The following is a 16071-nucleotide window of genomic DNA, read 5'->3' on the forward strand; positions in this document are numbered from 1 at the left end:
CAGTTTCGTAGATAAGCCAAAGCGGGGGAACAGAGCCAGCAAGTTCAGCAAGGTTCACGGCTCGGCGAACAGGCGCAAAAGTGTGTGATAGTTTACCAGATTTTGCTCGTTCTGTGGGGATGTCAGATGCGATTTCGTATGGAAATGTTTTTCAGGCGCTAATTAGCAGCATAAAACAAGGATTTTGAGACGAAAAAAAACCCGGTACAAGACCGGGTTTTTGTAGCGTAATGCCTGGAAGGGACCGAAATCCCAACCCTCTGCCGAAGCAGGAGGCAAATTAACGCTTGGAGAACTGAGGACGACGACGTGCTTTACGCAGACCGACTTTCTTACGTTCAACCTGACGAGCATCGCGAGTAACGAAGCCTGCTTTACGCAGTTCGCCACGCAGAGTTTCGTCATATTCCATCAGTGCACGGGTGATACCGTGACGGATAGCACCAGCCTGACCAGAAATACCACCACCTTTAACAGTGATGTACAGGTCAAATTTGGTAACCATGTCGACCAGTTCCAGAGGTTGACGAACTACCATGCGGGCAGTTTCACGACCAAAGTACTGTTCCAGGCTACGCTGGTTGATTACGATGTTACCGCTACCCGGTTTGATGAAAACGCGAGCTGCGGAGCTTTTGCGGCGACCAGTGCCGTAGTATTGATTTTCAGCCATTGCCTATAATCCCGATTAAATGTCAAGAACTTGCGGTTGCTGTGCCGCATGAGTGTGCTCATTGCCCGCGTAAACTTTAAGTTTACGGTACATTGCACGACCCAACGGACCCTTCGGCAGCATGCCTTTAACCGCGAGCTCAATCACACGCTCAGGACGGCGAGCAATCATCTCTTCAAAGGTCGCTTGTTTGATACCACCGATGTGGCCGGTGTGATGGTAATAAATCTTGTCGTTACGCTTGTTACCGGTTACAGCAACTTTTTCTGCGTTCAGAACGATGATGTAATCACCAGTATCAACGTGCGGAGTGTATTCCGCTTTATGCTTGCCACGCAGACGGCGAGCCAGTTCAGTGGCCAGGCGACCTAAGGTCTTGCCGCTTGCGTCAACTACGAACCAGTCACGCTGTACTGTTTCCGGTTTAGCTGTAAAAGTTTTCATTAAAAGCTTACCCAATTTAAGTTACACGTTGGCGAACACCCAAACGCCTATATGTTTTATAAACTACATTTTTTCAAACACAGTTTACAAAATAAGTATTGGAGGTTCACACGACCATCAGTCCAGCAAACCTACCCCTTCGAATAGCCATTGCCGGCACTATAAAGTTTCGGGAAAAAAACTTTGTTGTAACGTGGGGTCGCAAGATTATAGAGAAGTCCCCAGCAAAAATCGAACCCTTTTTTGGAAAAAAGTGAAGTTTTTTGCTTTCTCCATTGTATCGAAGATGAACATTTATTGCGCACTATTTCGCCAGCCTCAAGGGAGATGCTCGCGAGCAAGATATTCTTCACTTTGCATTTCCTGCAAACGTGACAAACAGCGCTGATATTCAAACTTCAGACGCTCGCCACGATAAATCTCGTACATTGGCATTTCTGCTGAAACCACCAGCTTGACGTGACGTTCGTAAAACTCGTCCACCAGCGCCAGGAAGCGACGTGCGGCATTTTCCTGATCGGCGTTCATCACCGGCACATTATGCAATATCACGCTGTGATAGAGCTTTGAAAGGGCAATGTAGTCGAGCTGGCTGCGCGCTTCTTCACACAAGGTATGGAAATCAACCGCGAGTACGCCATCCGCAGAGGAAATAGCCTTGAGAGGGCGATGATTAACCTGCAAAACGGCTGGTTCACCAGATTTACCCGCCAGCTTGCCAAACATCTGCTGCATCGATGCTGCAAGATCATTCAACGTCTGACCTGCTTGCGGTGTCAGCCAAAGATTGGCCTGGGTCAGCGTCCGCAGCCGATAGTCGATGCCGGCATCGACATTCATCACATCACAGAACTCATTAATCAGCGCGATGGCAGGCAGGAAGCGCGCTCGTTGCAGCCCATTGCGATAAAGATTATCCGGTGGGATGTTAGAGGTTGCGACCAACGTGATCCCCCGGGCGAACAACGCCTGCAAAAGCGTAGCCAGCAGCATCGCGTCGGTAATATCCGAAACAAAGAATTCGTCGAAGCACAGCACGTCCGTTTCCTGTTTGAAACGGTCGGCAATCAGTTCCAGCGGATCCGAATGGCCTTGCAGCTCGGTCAGCTCCTCATGCACACGCAGCATAAAGCGGTGAAAGTGTAACCGCATTTTACGATCGCCCGGCAAGCTATGGAAAAACATGTCCATCAGCCAGGTTTTACCGCGCCCCACTCCGCCCCACATGTAGAGACCCTGCACCGGGCGAATCGTCGCCTTGGCCGAATTCTTTTTAAATAACTTACCTAACCAGCCGCTGCTTTCGGGCAATTCTGCTGGTTTTTTCGCTACCAATTCCTGATAAATGGCGTCAAGACGAGTCACAGCCTGCTTTTGTACAGCATCCGGCTGGAACTCTCCGGCATCAAGTGCAGTCTGATAAGAGGTAAGCGGTGTTTTTGATTGCATGATATTGAACGTCCCTGAGAAAATATTTTCAGTTATTCGTGGCGATGTTTTCATGACGTTTAACACAGATTTTTCCACTATTTCGCCGCTTTTGCTGCACTTGGCACATCTGAAGCCACACCGAGCCGCTGCGAAAGTTACCACAGGATTCCACTAACCCAAGGTTAACGGTTATAGTGGTTATCTGTTTGACGTAAAGCTTGCCATGTAAAAGTTTTGTTTAAAAAGATTGGTAAGAAAGTTACGCCAAAAAGCCCTACAGGACAATGTTGTCAATAATAGGAGTTATTATGACTTGGGAGTACGCGCTCATTGGATTAGTGGTCGGTATCGTCATTGGGGCGGTAGCGATGCGCTTTGGCAATCGTAAATTACGCGATCAGCAAGTGATGCAAAACGAGATCGACAAGAGCAAGGCCGAGCTTGAAGAGTACCGCCAGGAGTTGGTGGGGCACTTTGCTCGCAGCGCCGAGCTGCTTGATAATATGGCGACAGACTATCGTCAGCTTTACCAGCACATGGCGAAAAGTTCCAACAACCTGTTACCAGACCAGCCTGTGCAGGACAATCCGTTCAACTATCGCCTGACCGGCTCTGAGGCCGATAACGACCAGGCTCCGGTTGAAATGCCTCGCGACTACTCCGACGGTGCTTCAGGCCTGCTGCGTACTGGCGATCGCCCAATCCGCAAATAAGTAGCATCAAGCCAGTGGCCTCAGTCACTGGCTCTTTTTGGCACGTCATCTGCAGTAATTCTCGGAGAGTGATCCAAATGAAAAAATCATTTCTACTCAGTGCACTGGCTATCAGCCTTGGATTAAGCCTCTCTTCTTTTCAGATAGCTAACGCTGCCCTGCCCGTTGCCGTTGAGGGACAAACTCTGCCCAGCCTGGCCCCAATGCTGCAAAAAGTGCTGCCGGGAGTGGTCAGCGTGCAAGTATCTGGTACCCAGCCGCCGAGCGATCAGGTACCACCACAGTTTAAATTCTTCTTTGGCCCGGATGCCCCCGCTCAGCAGCAGGGCGGCCAGAAATTTGAAGGCTTGGGATCGGGCGTGATTATCGACGCCGCCAAGGGCTATGTGCTGACCAATAATCACGTCGTCAGCAACGCCGACAAAATTACCGTACAAATTAATGATGGCCGTGAGTATGACGCCAAGTTGATTGGCAAAGATGACCAGTCCGACATCGCCATCATTCAGCTGAAAGACGCTAAAAACCTGACTCAAATCCCGATGGCAGACTCGGATAAACTGCGCGTTGGTGACTTCGCCGTGGCCGTTGGTAATCCTTTCGGATTGGGGCAAACCGTAACCTCTGGCATTATTTCTGCGCTGGGCCGCAGCGGTTTGAATCTCGAAGGTCTGGAAAACTTTATTCAGACCGATGCTTCAATTAACCGCGGCAACTCGGGTGGCGCGCTGCTTAACCTCAACGGCGAGCTGATTGGCATCAATACCGCCATCCTTTCATCTCAAGGTGGCAGCATGGGGATTGGCTTTGCTATCCCTATCAACATGGCCAAGAATCTCAGCAAGCAGCTGATTGAGTCTGGTCAGGTGAAGCGCGGTCTGCTGGGTATCCGCGGTAGCGAGATGACCTCGGATCTGGCCAAGGCATTCAAGCTCGACAGCCAGCGCGGTGCGTTCGTCAATGAAGTGTTACCAGATTCTGGCGCTGCCAAAGCCGGAATTAAATCCGGTGATGTGGTGGTGACTCTCGACGGCCAGGCTCTGAGCAGCTTTGCCGAGCTGCGCGCAAAAGTAGGATCCCTCGGCCCGGGTGCTGTTGTGAAGTTGGGTGTTCTGCGCGACGGCAAAGCAATGGACGTCAACGTTACCTTGGGCGCAAGTCCTGAAGTTGTCGTGGAGTTGGCAAAAATCAATCCGGCGCTGACCGGTGCTACGCTAAGCAATGTTGATAGCAAAACGGGCAAAGGCGTGCAGGTTGATGATGTCGTCAAAGGTTCACCGGCGGATCAGGTTGGATTCCAGGCGGGTGACGTCATTGTGGCGGTCAATCGTGGACCAATCGACAACCTCGATGCTTTCCGTAAAGTTCTGGAAAGCAAACCGGACCTCATCGCCATTAGCGTGATGCGTAAAGGCCAGAGCATTTATTTGTTGATGCCGTAACATAATTTGGGCGTAGTGTAGACTACGCCCAAACACTTCATGCTATCCTTCAAGTACATTTTCTTACGACCCCAAAAACCTCATGTTTGTTAAGCTATTGCGATCCGCACTCATCGGTCTTATTGTTGCCGCCATTTTGCTGGCCGTCGTGCCAAAGCTGCGTAAAACCATCGTAGAACCGATGTTTGAGCATGATTTTAGCCATCATAGTGAACAGCCTGCCAGTTATAACGAGGGGGTTCGCCTTGCTGCGCCTGCGGTAGTCAACGTTTATAACCGTAACATGGGCGATTCCACGCAAAATCAGTTACAGATACGTACTCTGGGTTCAGGCGTTATCATGAACGATAAAGGGTACATACTGACTAACAAACACGTGATCAATAACGCCGACCAAATCATTGTCGCCCTGCAGGATGGCCGCGTTTTCGATGCACTTCTGGTCGGTTCGGATAGCCTGACTGATTTGGCAGTACTGAAAATTGATGCCACCAATCTACCAGTGATCCCGATTAACGCCAAACGCATGCCTCGCGTCGGTGACGTGGTGATGGCAATTGGTAACCCTTTCAATATCGGGCAAACTGTGACGCAGGGCATTATCAGCGCCACGGGTAGAATTGGCCTTAGCCCTTCTGGCCGTCAGAATTTCTTGCAGACTGATGCAGCCATTAACCAGGGCAACTCTGGCGGTGCGCTGGTGAACTCTCTTGGCGAGCTGATGGGTATCAACACCCTGTCGTTTGATCAAAATAAAGATGGTCCAGCGCCAGAAGGCATCGGATTTGCCATCCCGACCGCATTGGCAACCAAAGTCATGGACAAGCTGATCCGCGATGGTCGCGTTATTCGCGGCTATATCGGTATTACTGGGCGTGAAGCTTCTCCCCTGCATGGCCCGACTGCCAATGTCGATCATTTACAGGGTATTGTGGTGAATGAAGTTACACCAAATGGCCCAGCGGCCAACGCCGGTATCCAGGTACAAGACGTCATTGTCAGCGTCAATAATCGACCAGCCATTTCGGCGATTGAAACCATGGACCAGGTAGCCGAGATCCGCCCGGGCGCGGTGATCCCGGTGGTAATAAACCGCAACGGCAAGCAAATCACCCTACAGGTTACTATCCAGGAATATCCGGAGCACTAAACCGCCGATATTCTCAGATAAAAGCCATTAAAAAGCCGGCAAGAGGAAACTCTTCCGGCTTTTTACTTTTTAAAGAAAATACCTATAACCCAGTAAAGGAGGCTCGCTGCTAAAAGCGAATTAAGAGCCGGAATGCCCCAGGACGTTGTAAAACCTACAGCTCCGCCTATGACGCAGCATACAATCGCCGTCCAACCGATTGTGGGAATGTGTTCATCTTCAGGCAGCTTTCCCTGAAGGCGGCTAGCTTTTAACAATGCCCTACTGGATTTAAGAAAGTAATAATCGACTATCATCACACCTAACAATGGTGGGAAGACCACACCAAGCAAGGTAAGGAAGTCTATGAATCGGTCTAAAATGCCAGCGACCGAAAGGCCGGTTCCTATACAGCCGACAGTTAAAATAATTGCAGTGAAGTTAACTTTTCTACCTGTAATCGCAAAAATTGAATTAGCAATGCCGAGTGATGAAGAATAGAGATTGATATCGTTAACCCGCAACGTAGAAAACACCACAACCAGAAGGCCTATTCCCCCTGCTGTTTCAGCCATAATGCTCACCACATCGGCGCTTTTGACAGCCCTCGCCAATAATATCGCCAGACCATTAATTATAAATTCGCCAATAATAATCGAAACAATCGTCATCCAGAAAACATGCCGTCCGCTTTTTGAATAGCGGCTCATATCCGGCGTAATCAGGCTGGCAACAATGCATCCACCAATAATCATGGTGATGCCTGCAGGCACGGACATGGAAACCCCGGCGGGTATTGCGCTAACAAGCTCACTACTTTTGTGCCCGCTTAGAATAAGAATAGAGACCGTTACAATGACAGCAATAAAAAGCGGCACGGCGATCCGTGCGGTAAACCTTAGCGCTTTGAAACCAAAGGCGACCAAAATAGTAAGAAACAGGCCGGAGAAAGTCGCAGACCAGGCGAAACCAAATCTGTCGTTTAAGGCGTAATTTAAACCCTTGGCAAATACTGCATTTTGCACGCCGAACCAGCCTAATAGGCTTACAGCAATCACCAGGCTAACAAACAGTGAACCGACTCGCCCAAAACCACACCAGCGTGACAACAAGCTGCTTGAAAGCCCCTCTTTCATTCCTGCATAACCCACTGCGAAGGTCACGATGCCGAAGATAACACTGGCAATAAAGATCGCTAAAAAAGCATCGGTCAGTGTCATTGAATGGCCGAGTACGGCACCCAACATAAATTGATCTAAAGCAGTCAACATGCCAGCATGAACTAATGTCACACTTAAAAATGATAGTCTTTCTCCGATAGGCACACGGCTTACTGGATAATTTTCTATTAAACTCATCGTTATCTTATTCCCTAAATAAATTGAATACCTTTTGATAACAGAGACTCGGGGATATATTTATCTAATCCAAGGCTCCTGCAAAACTCTTTAAGCTGGTGCATAGAGTGAACGTGAGACTTCTGATAAAGGATATTTAATCTAGCTTCGATGGTTCTGTGGGAAACATTTAATATCTTTGCCATATCTTTACAGGATAAATTTTGTAATAACAGGAAAATTACATGTAACTCTTTAGTTTTAAATAACTCAACAGAAGCCTGAGTGGTTAAAATAGATGGCTTTTGTTGATTGATATAAATTAACGGGGAGTGCGTGTGAACTTCCCGCGCATTCCATAAAGTCCCAATACATTTATCTGATTGACCAAAAAGCGGGATCTTCTCGCTAATGTAAGGTGCTATGAAGGAGTTTCCATTCCAATAATGCGTTTCTATAACTGTAACCCGCCGAAACATTTCTGCCGTGAGCCTGTCATGTTCTTGCAGATCATCTGCAAGCTCGCTCCATTCTGTCGGAAACTCGTTATCAAGCTTTCCTTCGACGTCAAAAGTGTCTGGAGTATTGGTATAACGAAGCGCTGCCATGTTCATATAAAGATGATTTGAAGTACTATCTTTTATGCCCCAGGGTTCATCCAAGCGTTCGATCATCGCGATCGTATTTTCAATAACCTGATGATTACTTATCATTTTCGTCATGCCACTGAACTAATAATTCATTTAAATTATCTAAACTCAATCTTTTAGATAAATAAAATCGAGTATGCTGATGAGCGAACTCTGCCAATTCACCATACTGCCTGAACCCCAAACGTTGATAAAATCCCAGCGCCTGAAAACTGAAAGTGTCGACATAAGCCATATGGCAGCCTCGACCAATTGCCTCAAGCTGCGCGGTTTGCATAAGCCTTTTTCCTAGCCCCATTTTGCGATTCTCTTGCGCGACCCAAAGATACTGAATGTCCAGCCCACCCCACCAGGTCCTGGAGAGTAACCCGCCAACTATATCGCCGCTTTCATTTTTCGCTACTACGCGTAAAGGCTTTATATCGACAGGCGTTACGTGAGAATTATATTCCCACAGGTTATCAATGATAGTTTGCTCTTCTTTAATACTTGATATATCGCTAACGATTAATTCCATTTAATTATCCATCCTGATTAGAGTTCATGTAAATCAGCCACCCAATTACCTTATATTGATAATTGGCGATAGCGTAGTAATTACGGTTTATCTATTCACTTTGATGCTATAACCTTAAGATTAATTAATCCATACCGATGCCTTCACCAGGGTGATCCAATGCCAGTTAATAGGCAAAGGAAGGTATATTAAGTTCTGAACGTTAGGCAATGGCATGCCAATTTTTTGAATGTTTATAAAACCCAAGACATTAACATTAGATTATCGTGCAAGCGATATTTTTCTGGCTTATTACGCTAAAATAACTATCCATTAATAAGAATTATAATTTGTTAATTAAACATATAAAAAAGCCGGTAAGGTTTCCCTAGCCGGCTTTTTATTGATCTTAAAACAACAGTTTTAACGGCAAATATTGCAGATTATTCTGCGCCACTCACACGTTCGATCTTGGCACCTAACAAACGCAGCTTATCTTCAATGCGTTCATAACCACGGTCAATGTGATAGATGCGGTCAACGATAGTCACGCCGTCTGCAATACATCCGGCCAGCACCAGGCTGGCAGAGGCGCGCAGGTCGGTGGCCATTACCTGAGCGCCAGACAGTTTTTCAACGCCGTGGCAGATCAGAGTGTGGCTTTCAATTTCAGCGTGTGCGCCCATGCGAATCAATTCTGGTACGTGCATAAAGCGGTTTTCGAAGATAGTTTCGGTTATCACACCCGTACCTTCAGCAACCAGATTCAGCAGGCTGAACTGGGCTTGCATATCGGTCGGGAAGCCCGGATGTGGCGCGGTACGCAGGGTAACGGCCTTCGCACGCTTGCCGTGCATATCCAGGCTAATCCAGTCTTCACCGGTTTCAATATCGGCACCCGCTTCGCGCAGTTTGGCCAATACCGCATCCAGAGTATCTGGACGGGTTTCGCGACAAACAACTTTACCGCCTGAAATCGCTGCAGCGACCAGGAAAGTGCCGGTTTCGATACGGTCTGGCACGATACGGTGAACGCCGCCGCCGAGACGAGCAACGCCTTCGATAGTGATTTGATCGGTACCCGCGCCAGAGATTTTGGCGCCAATTGCATTGAGGAACGCAGCGGTGTCGGCAATTTCCGGCTCACGGGCTGCATTCTCGATAACAGTGGTGCCTTCTGCCAACGTTGCCGCAGTCATGATGGTAATCGTCGCGCCCACGCTGACTTTATCCATCACAATGTGCGCGCCTTTCAGGCGTCCATCAACTGTAGCTTTGACATAGCCTTCTTCAAGCACGATTTTCGCGCCAAGCTGTTCAAGACCGGTAATGTGCAGGTCAACAGGACGCGCGCCAATCGCACAGCCGCCTGGCAGGGAAACCTCACCATGGCCAAAACGCGCAACCAGAGGACCCAGCGCCCAGATAGAGGCACGCATGGTTTTCACCAGATCATACGGCGCACGAAACTCATTAACACCGCTTGCATCAACCCACACAGAACCGTTGCGCTCGATTTTAGTACCCAGCTGGTTCAGAAGTTTGATGGTGGTATCAATGTCTTTCAAATGCGGAACGTTTTGCAGTTCTACCGGTTCTTCAGCGAGCAGTGCGGCGAACAAAATAGGCAGTGCGGCATTTTTCGCACCAGAGATCGTGACTTCTCCACTCAGGCGGGTTCCGCCCTGTACACGAAACTTATCCATTATTGCTCTCTTATCTGTTATCGAAATTCTTTAGGTATAACAAAATGGCCGGCAGCAACGCTTGCCCGTCACCCTTAAAAGCCGTTGAGCTTGCGATCGCGCTGCCACTCTTGCGGGGTATAAGCCTTGATAGAGAGTGCGTGGATGCGGTTATCGGCAATGTATTCCATCAGCGGCGCGTATACGGCCTGCTGTTTTTTAACGCGGCTCATGCCGTCAAACATTGCGCCAACAACGATAGCCTGGAAGTGGCTGCCATCACCGGTTACGTGTGCTTCATCGAGGGCCAGTGCAGCCATCAGCACGTCTTTAATTTCGTTAGTTTCCATAAAACCCGTTTAATCTTTAATCGTATGGGAAGTAATAGCCGAACATATTATAGGGATCCGGCCAACTCTTAAACCATCAAAAAGCCCCTGCATGAGAGTTTCAGACAGGGGCCCTGTTTTGAATAGCGATTTATCGCAGAAAAATTTTCGCAGGGGTATTGCTAACCCTCCGATTCGAGAGGAATTATCCCCTGCAAATTGTATAACTCGACCAATGTACGTAAACGATCGGTGATACCAGAAATCTGCAATTCAACACCGTGCTTGCCCGCCAGATCGCGCAGGTGCACCAGCAGCGCCAGACCTGATGAGTCAACGCGCTCAAGCTGAGCCACATCAATGCAGGTAACGCCTTTAAGCAGACTTTCTCGCTGCTCCCAAAGAGGAAGCAGCGTTTCTCGGTCCAGGCAGCCACTGAGGATCAGGCATTGCTGCAATGATTCAAAGTGCAGTCCGTTAATCATTTTTTGTTCTGCTGCAGAGTGATCGGCTGAGCTGCTGCTGATTTCAGACGTTCAGTCAGACCATCGATGCCTTTCTGACGCAGGATGTCTGCCCACTCGTTCTGCTTGGTAGTGATCATGCTGACGCCTTCAGCGATCATGTCGTAAGCCTGCCATTCGTTGGTACGGCTGTTTTTACGCCATTGGAAATCAAGACGAATAGGAGGACGGCCACCTGGATCGGTAATAGTCACGCGAATGGCAACGATATTGGTGCCCGCGGCAATAGGCTGAGCAGGCTGAACCTGATAGGACTGGTTGGTATACATCGCCAGCGCCTGTCCGTAAGCCTGTTGCAGGTAATCGCTAAACGCGCTGAAGTAGGCTTCACGCTGAGCTGGAGTGGCTGAATTGTAATAGCGACCCAATACCAGCGCACCGGCGTATTTAACCTGCACATAAGGCAGGAGCTGTTCACGCACTACGGTACGCAGATAATTTGGGTCCTTTTGAATCTGTGGCTGATCGGCCTTCAGTGCAGTAAAGGTCGCATTGGCGGCGGCATTCATCACGCTGTAGGGATTAGTTTTATCCACCGTAGCAGCCGCATTGGCAGCCAGGGGCGCGATCATCAGTAAAGCAACCACCATTAAACGTTTAAACATAAAAAATCCTCTTAATTACCTTTGGCCGCAGGAGCGGATGGAGCAGGCGCAGTATCTGGCGCAGCAGAACTATCTTGTGAAGCCCCGGCTGAACCAGGCGCAGCAGCACTATCCGGCGTAGCTGAAGCATCACCCGATTTCGCGGCGTCGTCTTTACCGCCGCTTTTGTAAAGGAACTGGCCGATCAAGTCTTCCAGAACCATAGCCGATTTCGTGTCCTGAATGGTGCCGCCATTTTTCAAGATAGTGGTGCCCATATCCGGATCCTGGAAGCCAATATTCAGTGCCAGGAACTGTTCACCCAGCAGGCCTGAAGTTCGGATGGCCAGCGAACTGGTATCTGGGATCTGGTTATATTTCTGGTCGATATCCATCGCTACGCGCGGGGACATATTTTTATCCAGAGTGATTTTGTTGACACGACCAATGACCACGCCGCCAATCTTGACCGGTGAATCAGTTTTAAGTCCGCCGATGTTATCGAAATCAGCATAAATACGGTAGGTCGGATCGGAGCCAAATGACTGAATGTCAGCGACTTTCAGACAGATGAACAACACGGCACAGAATGCGATAAGCATAAATGCCCCAACCCAGACTTCACTCTTTTTAGTTTTCATGGATCAATTCCCAAACATCAGTGCTGTCAGCACAAAATCCAAACCCAGCACCGCCAGTGACGAGTGCACGACGGTACGAGTTGTAGCCCGGCTAATCCCTTCGGAGGTCGGGATTGCATCATAACCATTGAAAAGCGCTATCCAGGTCACGGTAATGGCAAAAACAACGCTTTTAATCAGACAGTTGAGCAAATCCTGACGCCACTCTACGGCATTTTGCATCGCTGACCAGAAAAAGCCGCTGTCGATACCTTTCCAGTCAACACCGACCAGCGATCCGCCCCAGATACCCACTGCAACGAAAATAGCCGTAAGTAAAGGCATCGTGATCAAACCGGCCCAGAAGCGCGGAGCAACGACGCGACGCAGCGGATCGATTGCCATCATTTCGAGGCTTGAAATCTGCTCTGTGGCTTTCATCAGGCCGATTTCGGCAGTCAGTGCCGAACCTGCACGACCGGCGAACAGCAGCGCGGTAACAACCGGTCCGAGTTCACGCAGCAGCGAAAGCGCCACCATCATGCCCAGGCTGGCTTCGGCACTGTAAGTGGTCAATACCAGGTAGCCCTGCAAACCCAGTACCATGCCAATAAACAGGCCAGATACCACGATAATCAGCAGTGACAATACCCCAACACTGTATAACTGTTTGACTAATAATGGCCATTGTTTGGCAAACTGTGGCCGCCCTACCAGCGCACGGAACAGCAACTGCCCCGCCCGCCCGAATGACGCACAGGTTGCCAAACCGCTGCGGCCTATTGACGCTAACGCCCTAATTAACATTGATTTACAACTCCATCATCCAAGCAGCTCGGTCTTGTAATCACCGGCAGGGAAACGGAAAGGCACCGGTCCATCGGCGATACCGTCGAGAAACTGGCGAACGCGTGGATCTGGATTATTTTGCAATTCCTCGGTCGTCCCTTCAGCGATAACATGCTGAGCAGCAACGATATAAGCATAGTCAGCAATACTGAGGACTTCAGGCACATCGTGCGAAACAACGATGCAGGTGACCCCCAGCGCATGGTTAAGCTCGTCGATAAGCTTGACCAGCACGCCCATGGTGATCGGATCCTGGCCGACGAAAGGCTCATCGAACATAATCAGTTCGGGATCCAGGGCAATTGAACGCGCCAACGCCACACGACGCGCCATACCACCAGAAAGTTCCGCAGGCATCAGTTCAGCCGCACCGCGCAACCCTACTGCCTCGAGCTTCATCAGCACAGTAGTTCGGAGCAGTTCTTCCGGCAGCTTGCTGTGCTCGCGCAGCGGAAAGGCAACATTTTCGAACACAGTCAGGTCAGTGAATAGCGCACCAGACTGGAACAGCATGCTCATTTTCTTGCGAGATTCGTACAACTTACGGCGAGACAGCGCAGGAATATTTTCACCATCAAACCAAATTTCCCCACTGTCCGGCGTAAGTTGTCCGCCGATTAATCGTAGCAAGGTTGTTTTACCGATCCCCGATGGCCCCATGATTGCGGTCACTTTGCCTTTGGGCACGGTCATGTTTATCTCTTCGAAAATGGGACGGTCACCGCGCATGAAACTCATGCCTTTGATGACCACCAAATTCGCTTCGCTCTGACTCATTTGTCTCTTCCTCTGGGCGAACGCAAGATGTGATCCCATTAAGGGTAGAACTCTATCTATAAATTTGGCCTAAACGAGCTTGCCAACACCCGACATTTTACAAAAACTTACCGCGATTGCGTTACCAAAGTTGCCATTGATTTACTTTTAAGCCTCAGACGGTCAAAATCATGCTTTGCGGCCGGATAGATATCGGGAAGCATTAAATTGTCAAAACAGAAAGTCAGAAGCCAAGGTAATCGCTATTATGGAACCCTATTCAATTCTGCTCGGGTCTTTTGCCTGAAACCAGATTGATCAAACTTATTTTGGTTCCTTGCCAGACTTACGAACATTGCATTATACCCAATAAAGGATTTTTCATGCTTCTCGCTAGTGTACTAATGATTGTCGGCTTGTTTCTGTTAGTGTATGCCGCCGATCGTTTGGTGTACGGAGCTTCAGTTCTGGCAGCCTCAATCGGCATTCCCCCTCTAATAATTGGTATGACGGTCGTCGGCGTGGGAATTTCCTTGCCCGAGCTGGTTGTCTCGACGACAGCAGCAATAAATGGCCAGATGGATTTGGCAGTAGGCAATGTCATTGGTTCCAATATCACTAATATTCTTCTGATTTTGGGCGGTGCCGCGCTAATTCATCCACTTTCCGTTCGTTCTGATATCTTGCGACGCGAACTGCCGCTAATGTTAGTCGTTACTGTGCTGTGTGGTTTTGTGCTTAGCGACAGTGAGCTTAGTCGATGGGACGGCGTGTTGCTGATTATTGCTGCAGCGGTGTTCCTGATGCTAATGGTGAAGATTGCCAGGATCTCGCAAAAAATCGGCCAGGACACACTGACTAGTGAACAAATGGCGGAGTTACCCCAGGACGGAAGCAACACAGTAGCATTTTTGTGGCTGGCCCTGGGTTTTATTATCATGCCGCTGGCGTCGAACATGATTGTCGATAACGCCTCGGTCATAGCGCGCTATTTTGGCGTCAGTGAACTGGTCATCGGCCTGACGGTCATAGCAATAGGCACTAGCCTGCCTGAGCTGGCAACCTTTATTGCCGGAGCAATAAAAGGCGAAGACGATATTGCACTGGGCAATATTATTGGCGCGAATATATTTAATATGTGCCTGGTGTTGGGGCTGCCCGCTCTGGTAGCACCGGGACATTTTAATCCCGATGCATTCCATCGGGATTATTGGGTGATGCTGGTTGTCAGCGTCGTGCTCACCGGACTTTGCCTGATGCGTAAACATCGGATTGGTCATTTGGCAGGCGCGCTGCTGCTGTTCGGCTTTATCGCTTATCTGGCGGTGCTTTTCTACATGCCCACCAGCGTTGCCTTTTAGATCTGATAGAATTTGTTTAAATAACGAACGATTCAGGCAAAGTCACAGGAATTGACGATGACAACATTTGATAACGAAAAATTTAATTTCGTCCAGGTCGGTAAACAGGTGTTGTTAACCGAAAGGGAAGGACTTGAACAGCTCGACCAATACATCAACGACGATTTTACCCGCGCCTGTGAGATGATGTTCCAGTGCAGCGGCAAAATTATCGTGATGGGTATGGGCAAATCCGGACACGTAGCCCGCAAGATGGCCGCGACATTTGCCAGCACCGGCACGCCAGCTTTCTTCGTCCATCCGGCTGAAGCCAGCCACGGCGATCTCGGGATGGTATCGACGCAGGATATCGTTATCCTTATTTCCAACTCGGGAGAGTCGCACGAAATTCTGGCGCTGATCCCGGTGCTGAAACGTCTGGATATTCGCTTGATTTGCCTGACTGCCAATCCCGAAAGTTCGATGGGTAAAGCAGCAGACGTGCACATTTGTGTCAAAGTGCCGAAAGAGGCCTGTCCGTTAGGCCTTGCGCCCACCACCAGCACCACTGCGGTAATGGTGATGGGCGATGCCCTTGCCGTCGCACTGCTTGAAGCGCGCGGTTTTACCGCCGAGGATTTTGCCCTGTCCCATCCGGGCGGCGCACTGGGTCGCAAACTTCTTTTACGAGTCAGCGATATCATGCATACCGGCAGTGAAATCCCGCAGGTTAGCCGCGATGCCTCACTGCGTGATGCCCTGCTCGAAATCACCCGTAAAAACCTTGGTATGACGGTGATCACCGACGATTTGATGAAAATCGAAGGCATATTCACCGATGGTGATTTACGCCGTATCTTTGATATGGGTGTTAACGTCAATGAAGCAAAAATTACCGACGTGATGACCCCTGGCGGCATTCGCGTTCGCCCGGTGCTGCTGGCAGTCGATGCCCTGAATCTGATGCAGGAAAAGAACATTACCTGCGTCATGGTGGCCGATGGCGACCGTCTGCTGGGTGTGGTACATATGCATGACATGCTGCGTGCCGGTGTTGTTTAATTTAGAA

18 protein-coding genes are annotated in these 16071 nt (G+C 49.3%); 5 read left to right on the forward strand and 13 right to left on the reverse strand.

Going from position 1 to position 16071, the window contains the following annotated elements; all coding sequences use genetic code 11:
- Positions 1-280: 280 nt before the first annotated feature.
- The 3 genes from rpsI to zapE form a co-directional block, all read right to left on the reverse strand.
- Positions 281-673, reverse strand: coding sequence for a 30S ribosomal protein S9 (gene rpsI, locus SPM24T3_RS01210; protein WP_009634856.1), 393 nt, complete (start codon positions 671-673; stop codon positions 281-283).
- A gap of 15 nt (positions 674-688) precedes the next feature.
- Positions 689-1117 (reverse strand): 50S ribosomal protein L13, encoded by a 429-nt coding sequence (gene rplM / locus SPM24T3_RS01215; protein ID WP_009634857.1) that lies wholly within the window; start codon positions 1115-1117, stop codon positions 689-691.
- Between the two features lie 318 nt (positions 1118-1435).
- The gene (gene zapE, locus SPM24T3_RS01220) at positions 1436-2566 is read right to left on the reverse strand and encodes a cell division protein ZapE (protein WP_009634858.1); all 1131 of its coding nucleotides are present in this window, start codon (positions 2564-2566) and stop codon (positions 1436-1438) included.
- 290 nt (positions 2567-2856) lie between these two features.
- Between zapE and zapG the strand changes: the two genes are divergently transcribed.
- The 3 genes from zapG (at position 2857) to degS (ending at position 5853) form a co-directional block, all read left to right on the forward strand.
- Entirely contained in the window at positions 2857-3261 is a 405-nt protein-coding gene (gene zapG, locus SPM24T3_RS01225; RefSeq protein ID WP_009634859.1) for a Z-ring associated protein ZapG, read from the forward strand.
- A 77-nt stretch (positions 3262-3338) separates the two neighbouring features.
- Entirely contained in the window at positions 3339-4703 is a 1365-nt protein-coding gene (locus SPM24T3_RS01230) for a Do family serine endopeptidase (protein ID WP_009634860.1), read from the forward strand.
- 82 nt (positions 4704-4785) lie between these two features.
- Entirely contained in the window at positions 4786-5853 is a 1068-nt protein-coding gene (degS, locus tag SPM24T3_RS01235) for an outer membrane-stress sensor serine endopeptidase DegS (RefSeq protein WP_009634861.1), read from the forward strand.
- 62 nt (positions 5854-5915) lie between these two features.
- Here degS and SPM24T3_RS01240 read toward each other — a convergent pair whose 3' ends face one another.
- From SPM24T3_RS01240 to mlaF, 10 genes are all read right to left on the reverse strand, one after another.
- Positions 5916-7190 (reverse strand): cytosine permease, encoded by a 1275-nt coding sequence (locus SPM24T3_RS01240; protein ID WP_009634862.1) that lies wholly within the window; start codon positions 7188-7190, stop codon positions 5916-5918.
- 14 nt (positions 7191-7204) lie between these two features.
- A complete protein-coding gene (locus SPM24T3_RS01245) occupies positions 7205-7882 on the reverse strand; it encodes a LuxR family transcriptional regulator (protein WP_009634863.1) in 678 nt (225 codons plus the stop codon).
- Positions 7872-8336: an N-acetyltransferase gene (locus SPM24T3_RS01250; protein ID WP_009634864.1), complete on the reverse strand. Its 465-nt coding sequence runs from the start codon at positions 8334-8336 to the stop codon at positions 7872-7874. Before SPM24T3_RS01250 ends, SPM24T3_RS01245 begins: the two co-directional genes overlap by 11 nt.
- Positions 8337-8758: 422 nt before the next feature.
- Positions 8759-10021, reverse strand: a complete 1263-nt coding sequence (gene murA, locus SPM24T3_RS01255; RefSeq protein WP_009634865.1) for a UDP-N-acetylglucosamine 1-carboxyvinyltransferase — start codon at positions 10019-10021, stop codon at positions 8759-8761.
- 74 nt (positions 10022-10095) lie between these two features.
- Positions 10096-10350 (reverse strand): BolA family iron metabolism protein IbaG, encoded by a 255-nt coding sequence (ibaG, locus tag SPM24T3_RS01260; protein WP_009634866.1) that lies wholly within the window; start codon positions 10348-10350, stop codon positions 10096-10098.
- A 161-nt stretch (positions 10351-10511) separates the two neighbouring features.
- A complete protein-coding gene (mlaB, locus tag SPM24T3_RS01265; RefSeq protein ID WP_009634867.1) occupies positions 10512-10814 on the reverse strand; it encodes a lipid asymmetry maintenance protein MlaB in 303 nt (100 codons plus the stop codon).
- Positions 10811-11458 (reverse strand): phospholipid-binding protein MlaC, encoded by a 648-nt coding sequence (gene mlaC, locus SPM24T3_RS01270; RefSeq protein ID WP_009634868.1) that lies wholly within the window; start codon positions 11456-11458, stop codon positions 10811-10813. The genes mlaB and mlaC overlap by 4 nt, the downstream gene beginning before the upstream one ends.
- A gap of 11 nt (positions 11459-11469) precedes the next feature.
- On the reverse strand, positions 11470-12078 hold the full coding sequence (gene mlaD / locus SPM24T3_RS01275) for an outer membrane lipid asymmetry maintenance protein MlaD (protein ID WP_009634869.1): 609 nt from the start codon (positions 12076-12078) through the stop codon (positions 11470-11472).
- A 3-nt stretch (positions 12079-12081) separates the two neighbouring features.
- Entirely contained in the window at positions 12082-12864 is a 783-nt protein-coding gene (gene mlaE, locus SPM24T3_RS01280) for a lipid asymmetry maintenance ABC transporter permease subunit MlaE (protein WP_009634870.1), read from the reverse strand.
- A 15-nt stretch (positions 12865-12879) separates the two neighbouring features.
- Positions 12880-13683 carry a phospholipid ABC transporter ATP-binding protein MlaF gene (gene mlaF / locus SPM24T3_RS01285; RefSeq protein WP_009634871.1) on the reverse strand — a complete coding sequence of 268 codons (804 nt, stop codon included), beginning with the start codon at positions 13681-13683 and terminating at the stop codon, positions 12880-12882.
- 362 nt (positions 13684-14045) lie between these two features.
- Here mlaF and SPM24T3_RS01290 point away from each other — a divergent pair, with 362 nt between their 5' ends.
- The gene (locus tag SPM24T3_RS01290; protein ID WP_009634872.1) at positions 14046-15023 is read left to right on the forward strand and encodes a calcium/sodium antiporter; all 978 of its coding nucleotides are present in this window, start codon (positions 14046-14048) and stop codon (positions 15021-15023) included.
- 57 nt (positions 15024-15080) lie between these two features.
- Positions 15081-16064 carry an arabinose-5-phosphate isomerase KdsD gene (kdsD, locus tag SPM24T3_RS01295; protein WP_009634873.1) on the forward strand — a complete coding sequence of 328 codons (984 nt, stop codon included), beginning with the start codon at positions 15081-15083 and terminating at the stop codon, positions 16062-16064.
- Positions 16065-16071 lie beyond the last annotated feature (7 nt).

It is taken from the genome of Serratia sp. M24T3, from assembly GCF_000257645.1.
Taxonomy (GTDB): domain Bacteria; phylum Pseudomonadota; class Gammaproteobacteria; order Enterobacterales; family Enterobacteriaceae; genus Rouxiella.

Coding starts and splice junctions, on each gene's coding strand:
- SPM24T3_RS01245 (WP_009634863.1), bottom strand. CDS start 7,882: ATGATAAGTAATCATCAGGTTATTGAAAATACGATCGCGATGATCGAA.
- rplM (WP_009634857.1), bottom strand. CDS start 1,117: ATGAAAACTTTTACAGCTAAACCGGAAACAGTACAGCGTGACTGGTTC.
- SPM24T3_RS01290 (WP_009634872.1), top strand. CDS start 14,046: ATGCTTCTCGCTAGTGTACTAATGATTGTCGGCTTGTTTCTGTTAGTG.
- mlaF (WP_009634871.1), bottom strand. CDS start 13,683: ATGAGTCAGAGCGAAGCGAATTTGGTGGTCATCAAAGGCATGAGTTTC.
- degS (WP_009634861.1), top strand. CDS start 4,786: ATGTTTGTTAAGCTATTGCGATCCGCACTCATCGGTCTTATTGTTGCC.
- murA (WP_009634865.1), bottom strand. CDS start 10,021: ATGGATAAGTTTCGTGTACAGGGCGGAACCCGCCTGAGTGGAGAAGTC.
- kdsD (WP_009634873.1), top strand. CDS start 15,081: ATGACAACATTTGATAACGAAAAATTTAATTTCGTCCAGGTCGGTAAA.
- SPM24T3_RS01240 (WP_009634862.1), bottom strand. CDS start 7,190: ATGAGTTTAATAGAAAATTATCCAGTAAGCCGTGTGCCTATCGGAGAA.
- mlaB (WP_009634867.1), bottom strand. CDS start 10,814: ATGATTAACGGACTGCACTTTGAATCATTGCAGCAATGCCTGATCCTC.
- mlaC (WP_009634868.1), bottom strand. CDS start 11,458: ATGTTTAAACGTTTAATGGTGGTTGCTTTACTGATGATCGCGCCCCTG.
- SPM24T3_RS01250 (WP_009634864.1), bottom strand. CDS start 8,336: ATGGAATTAATCGTTAGCGATATATCAAGTATTAAAGAAGAGCAAACT.
- ibaG (WP_009634866.1), bottom strand. CDS start 10,350: ATGGAAACTAACGAAATTAAAGACGTGCTGATGGCTGCACTGGCCCTC.
- mlaE (WP_009634870.1), bottom strand. CDS start 12,864: ATGTTAATTAGGGCGTTAGCGTCAATAGGCCGCAGCGGTTTGGCAACC.
- mlaD (WP_009634869.1), bottom strand. CDS start 12,078: ATGAAAACTAAAAAGAGTGAAGTCTGGGTTGGGGCATTTATGCTTATC.
- zapE (WP_009634858.1), bottom strand. CDS start 2,566: ATGCAATCAAAAACACCGCTTACCTCTTATCAGACTGCACTTGATGCC.
- SPM24T3_RS01230 (WP_009634860.1), top strand. CDS start 3,339: ATGAAAAAATCATTTCTACTCAGTGCACTGGCTATCAGCCTTGGATTA.
- zapG (WP_009634859.1), top strand. CDS start 2,857: ATGACTTGGGAGTACGCGCTCATTGGATTAGTGGTCGGTATCGTCATT.
- rpsI (WP_009634856.1), bottom strand. CDS start 673: ATGGCTGAAAATCAATACTACGGCACTGGTCGCCGCAAAAGCTCCGCA.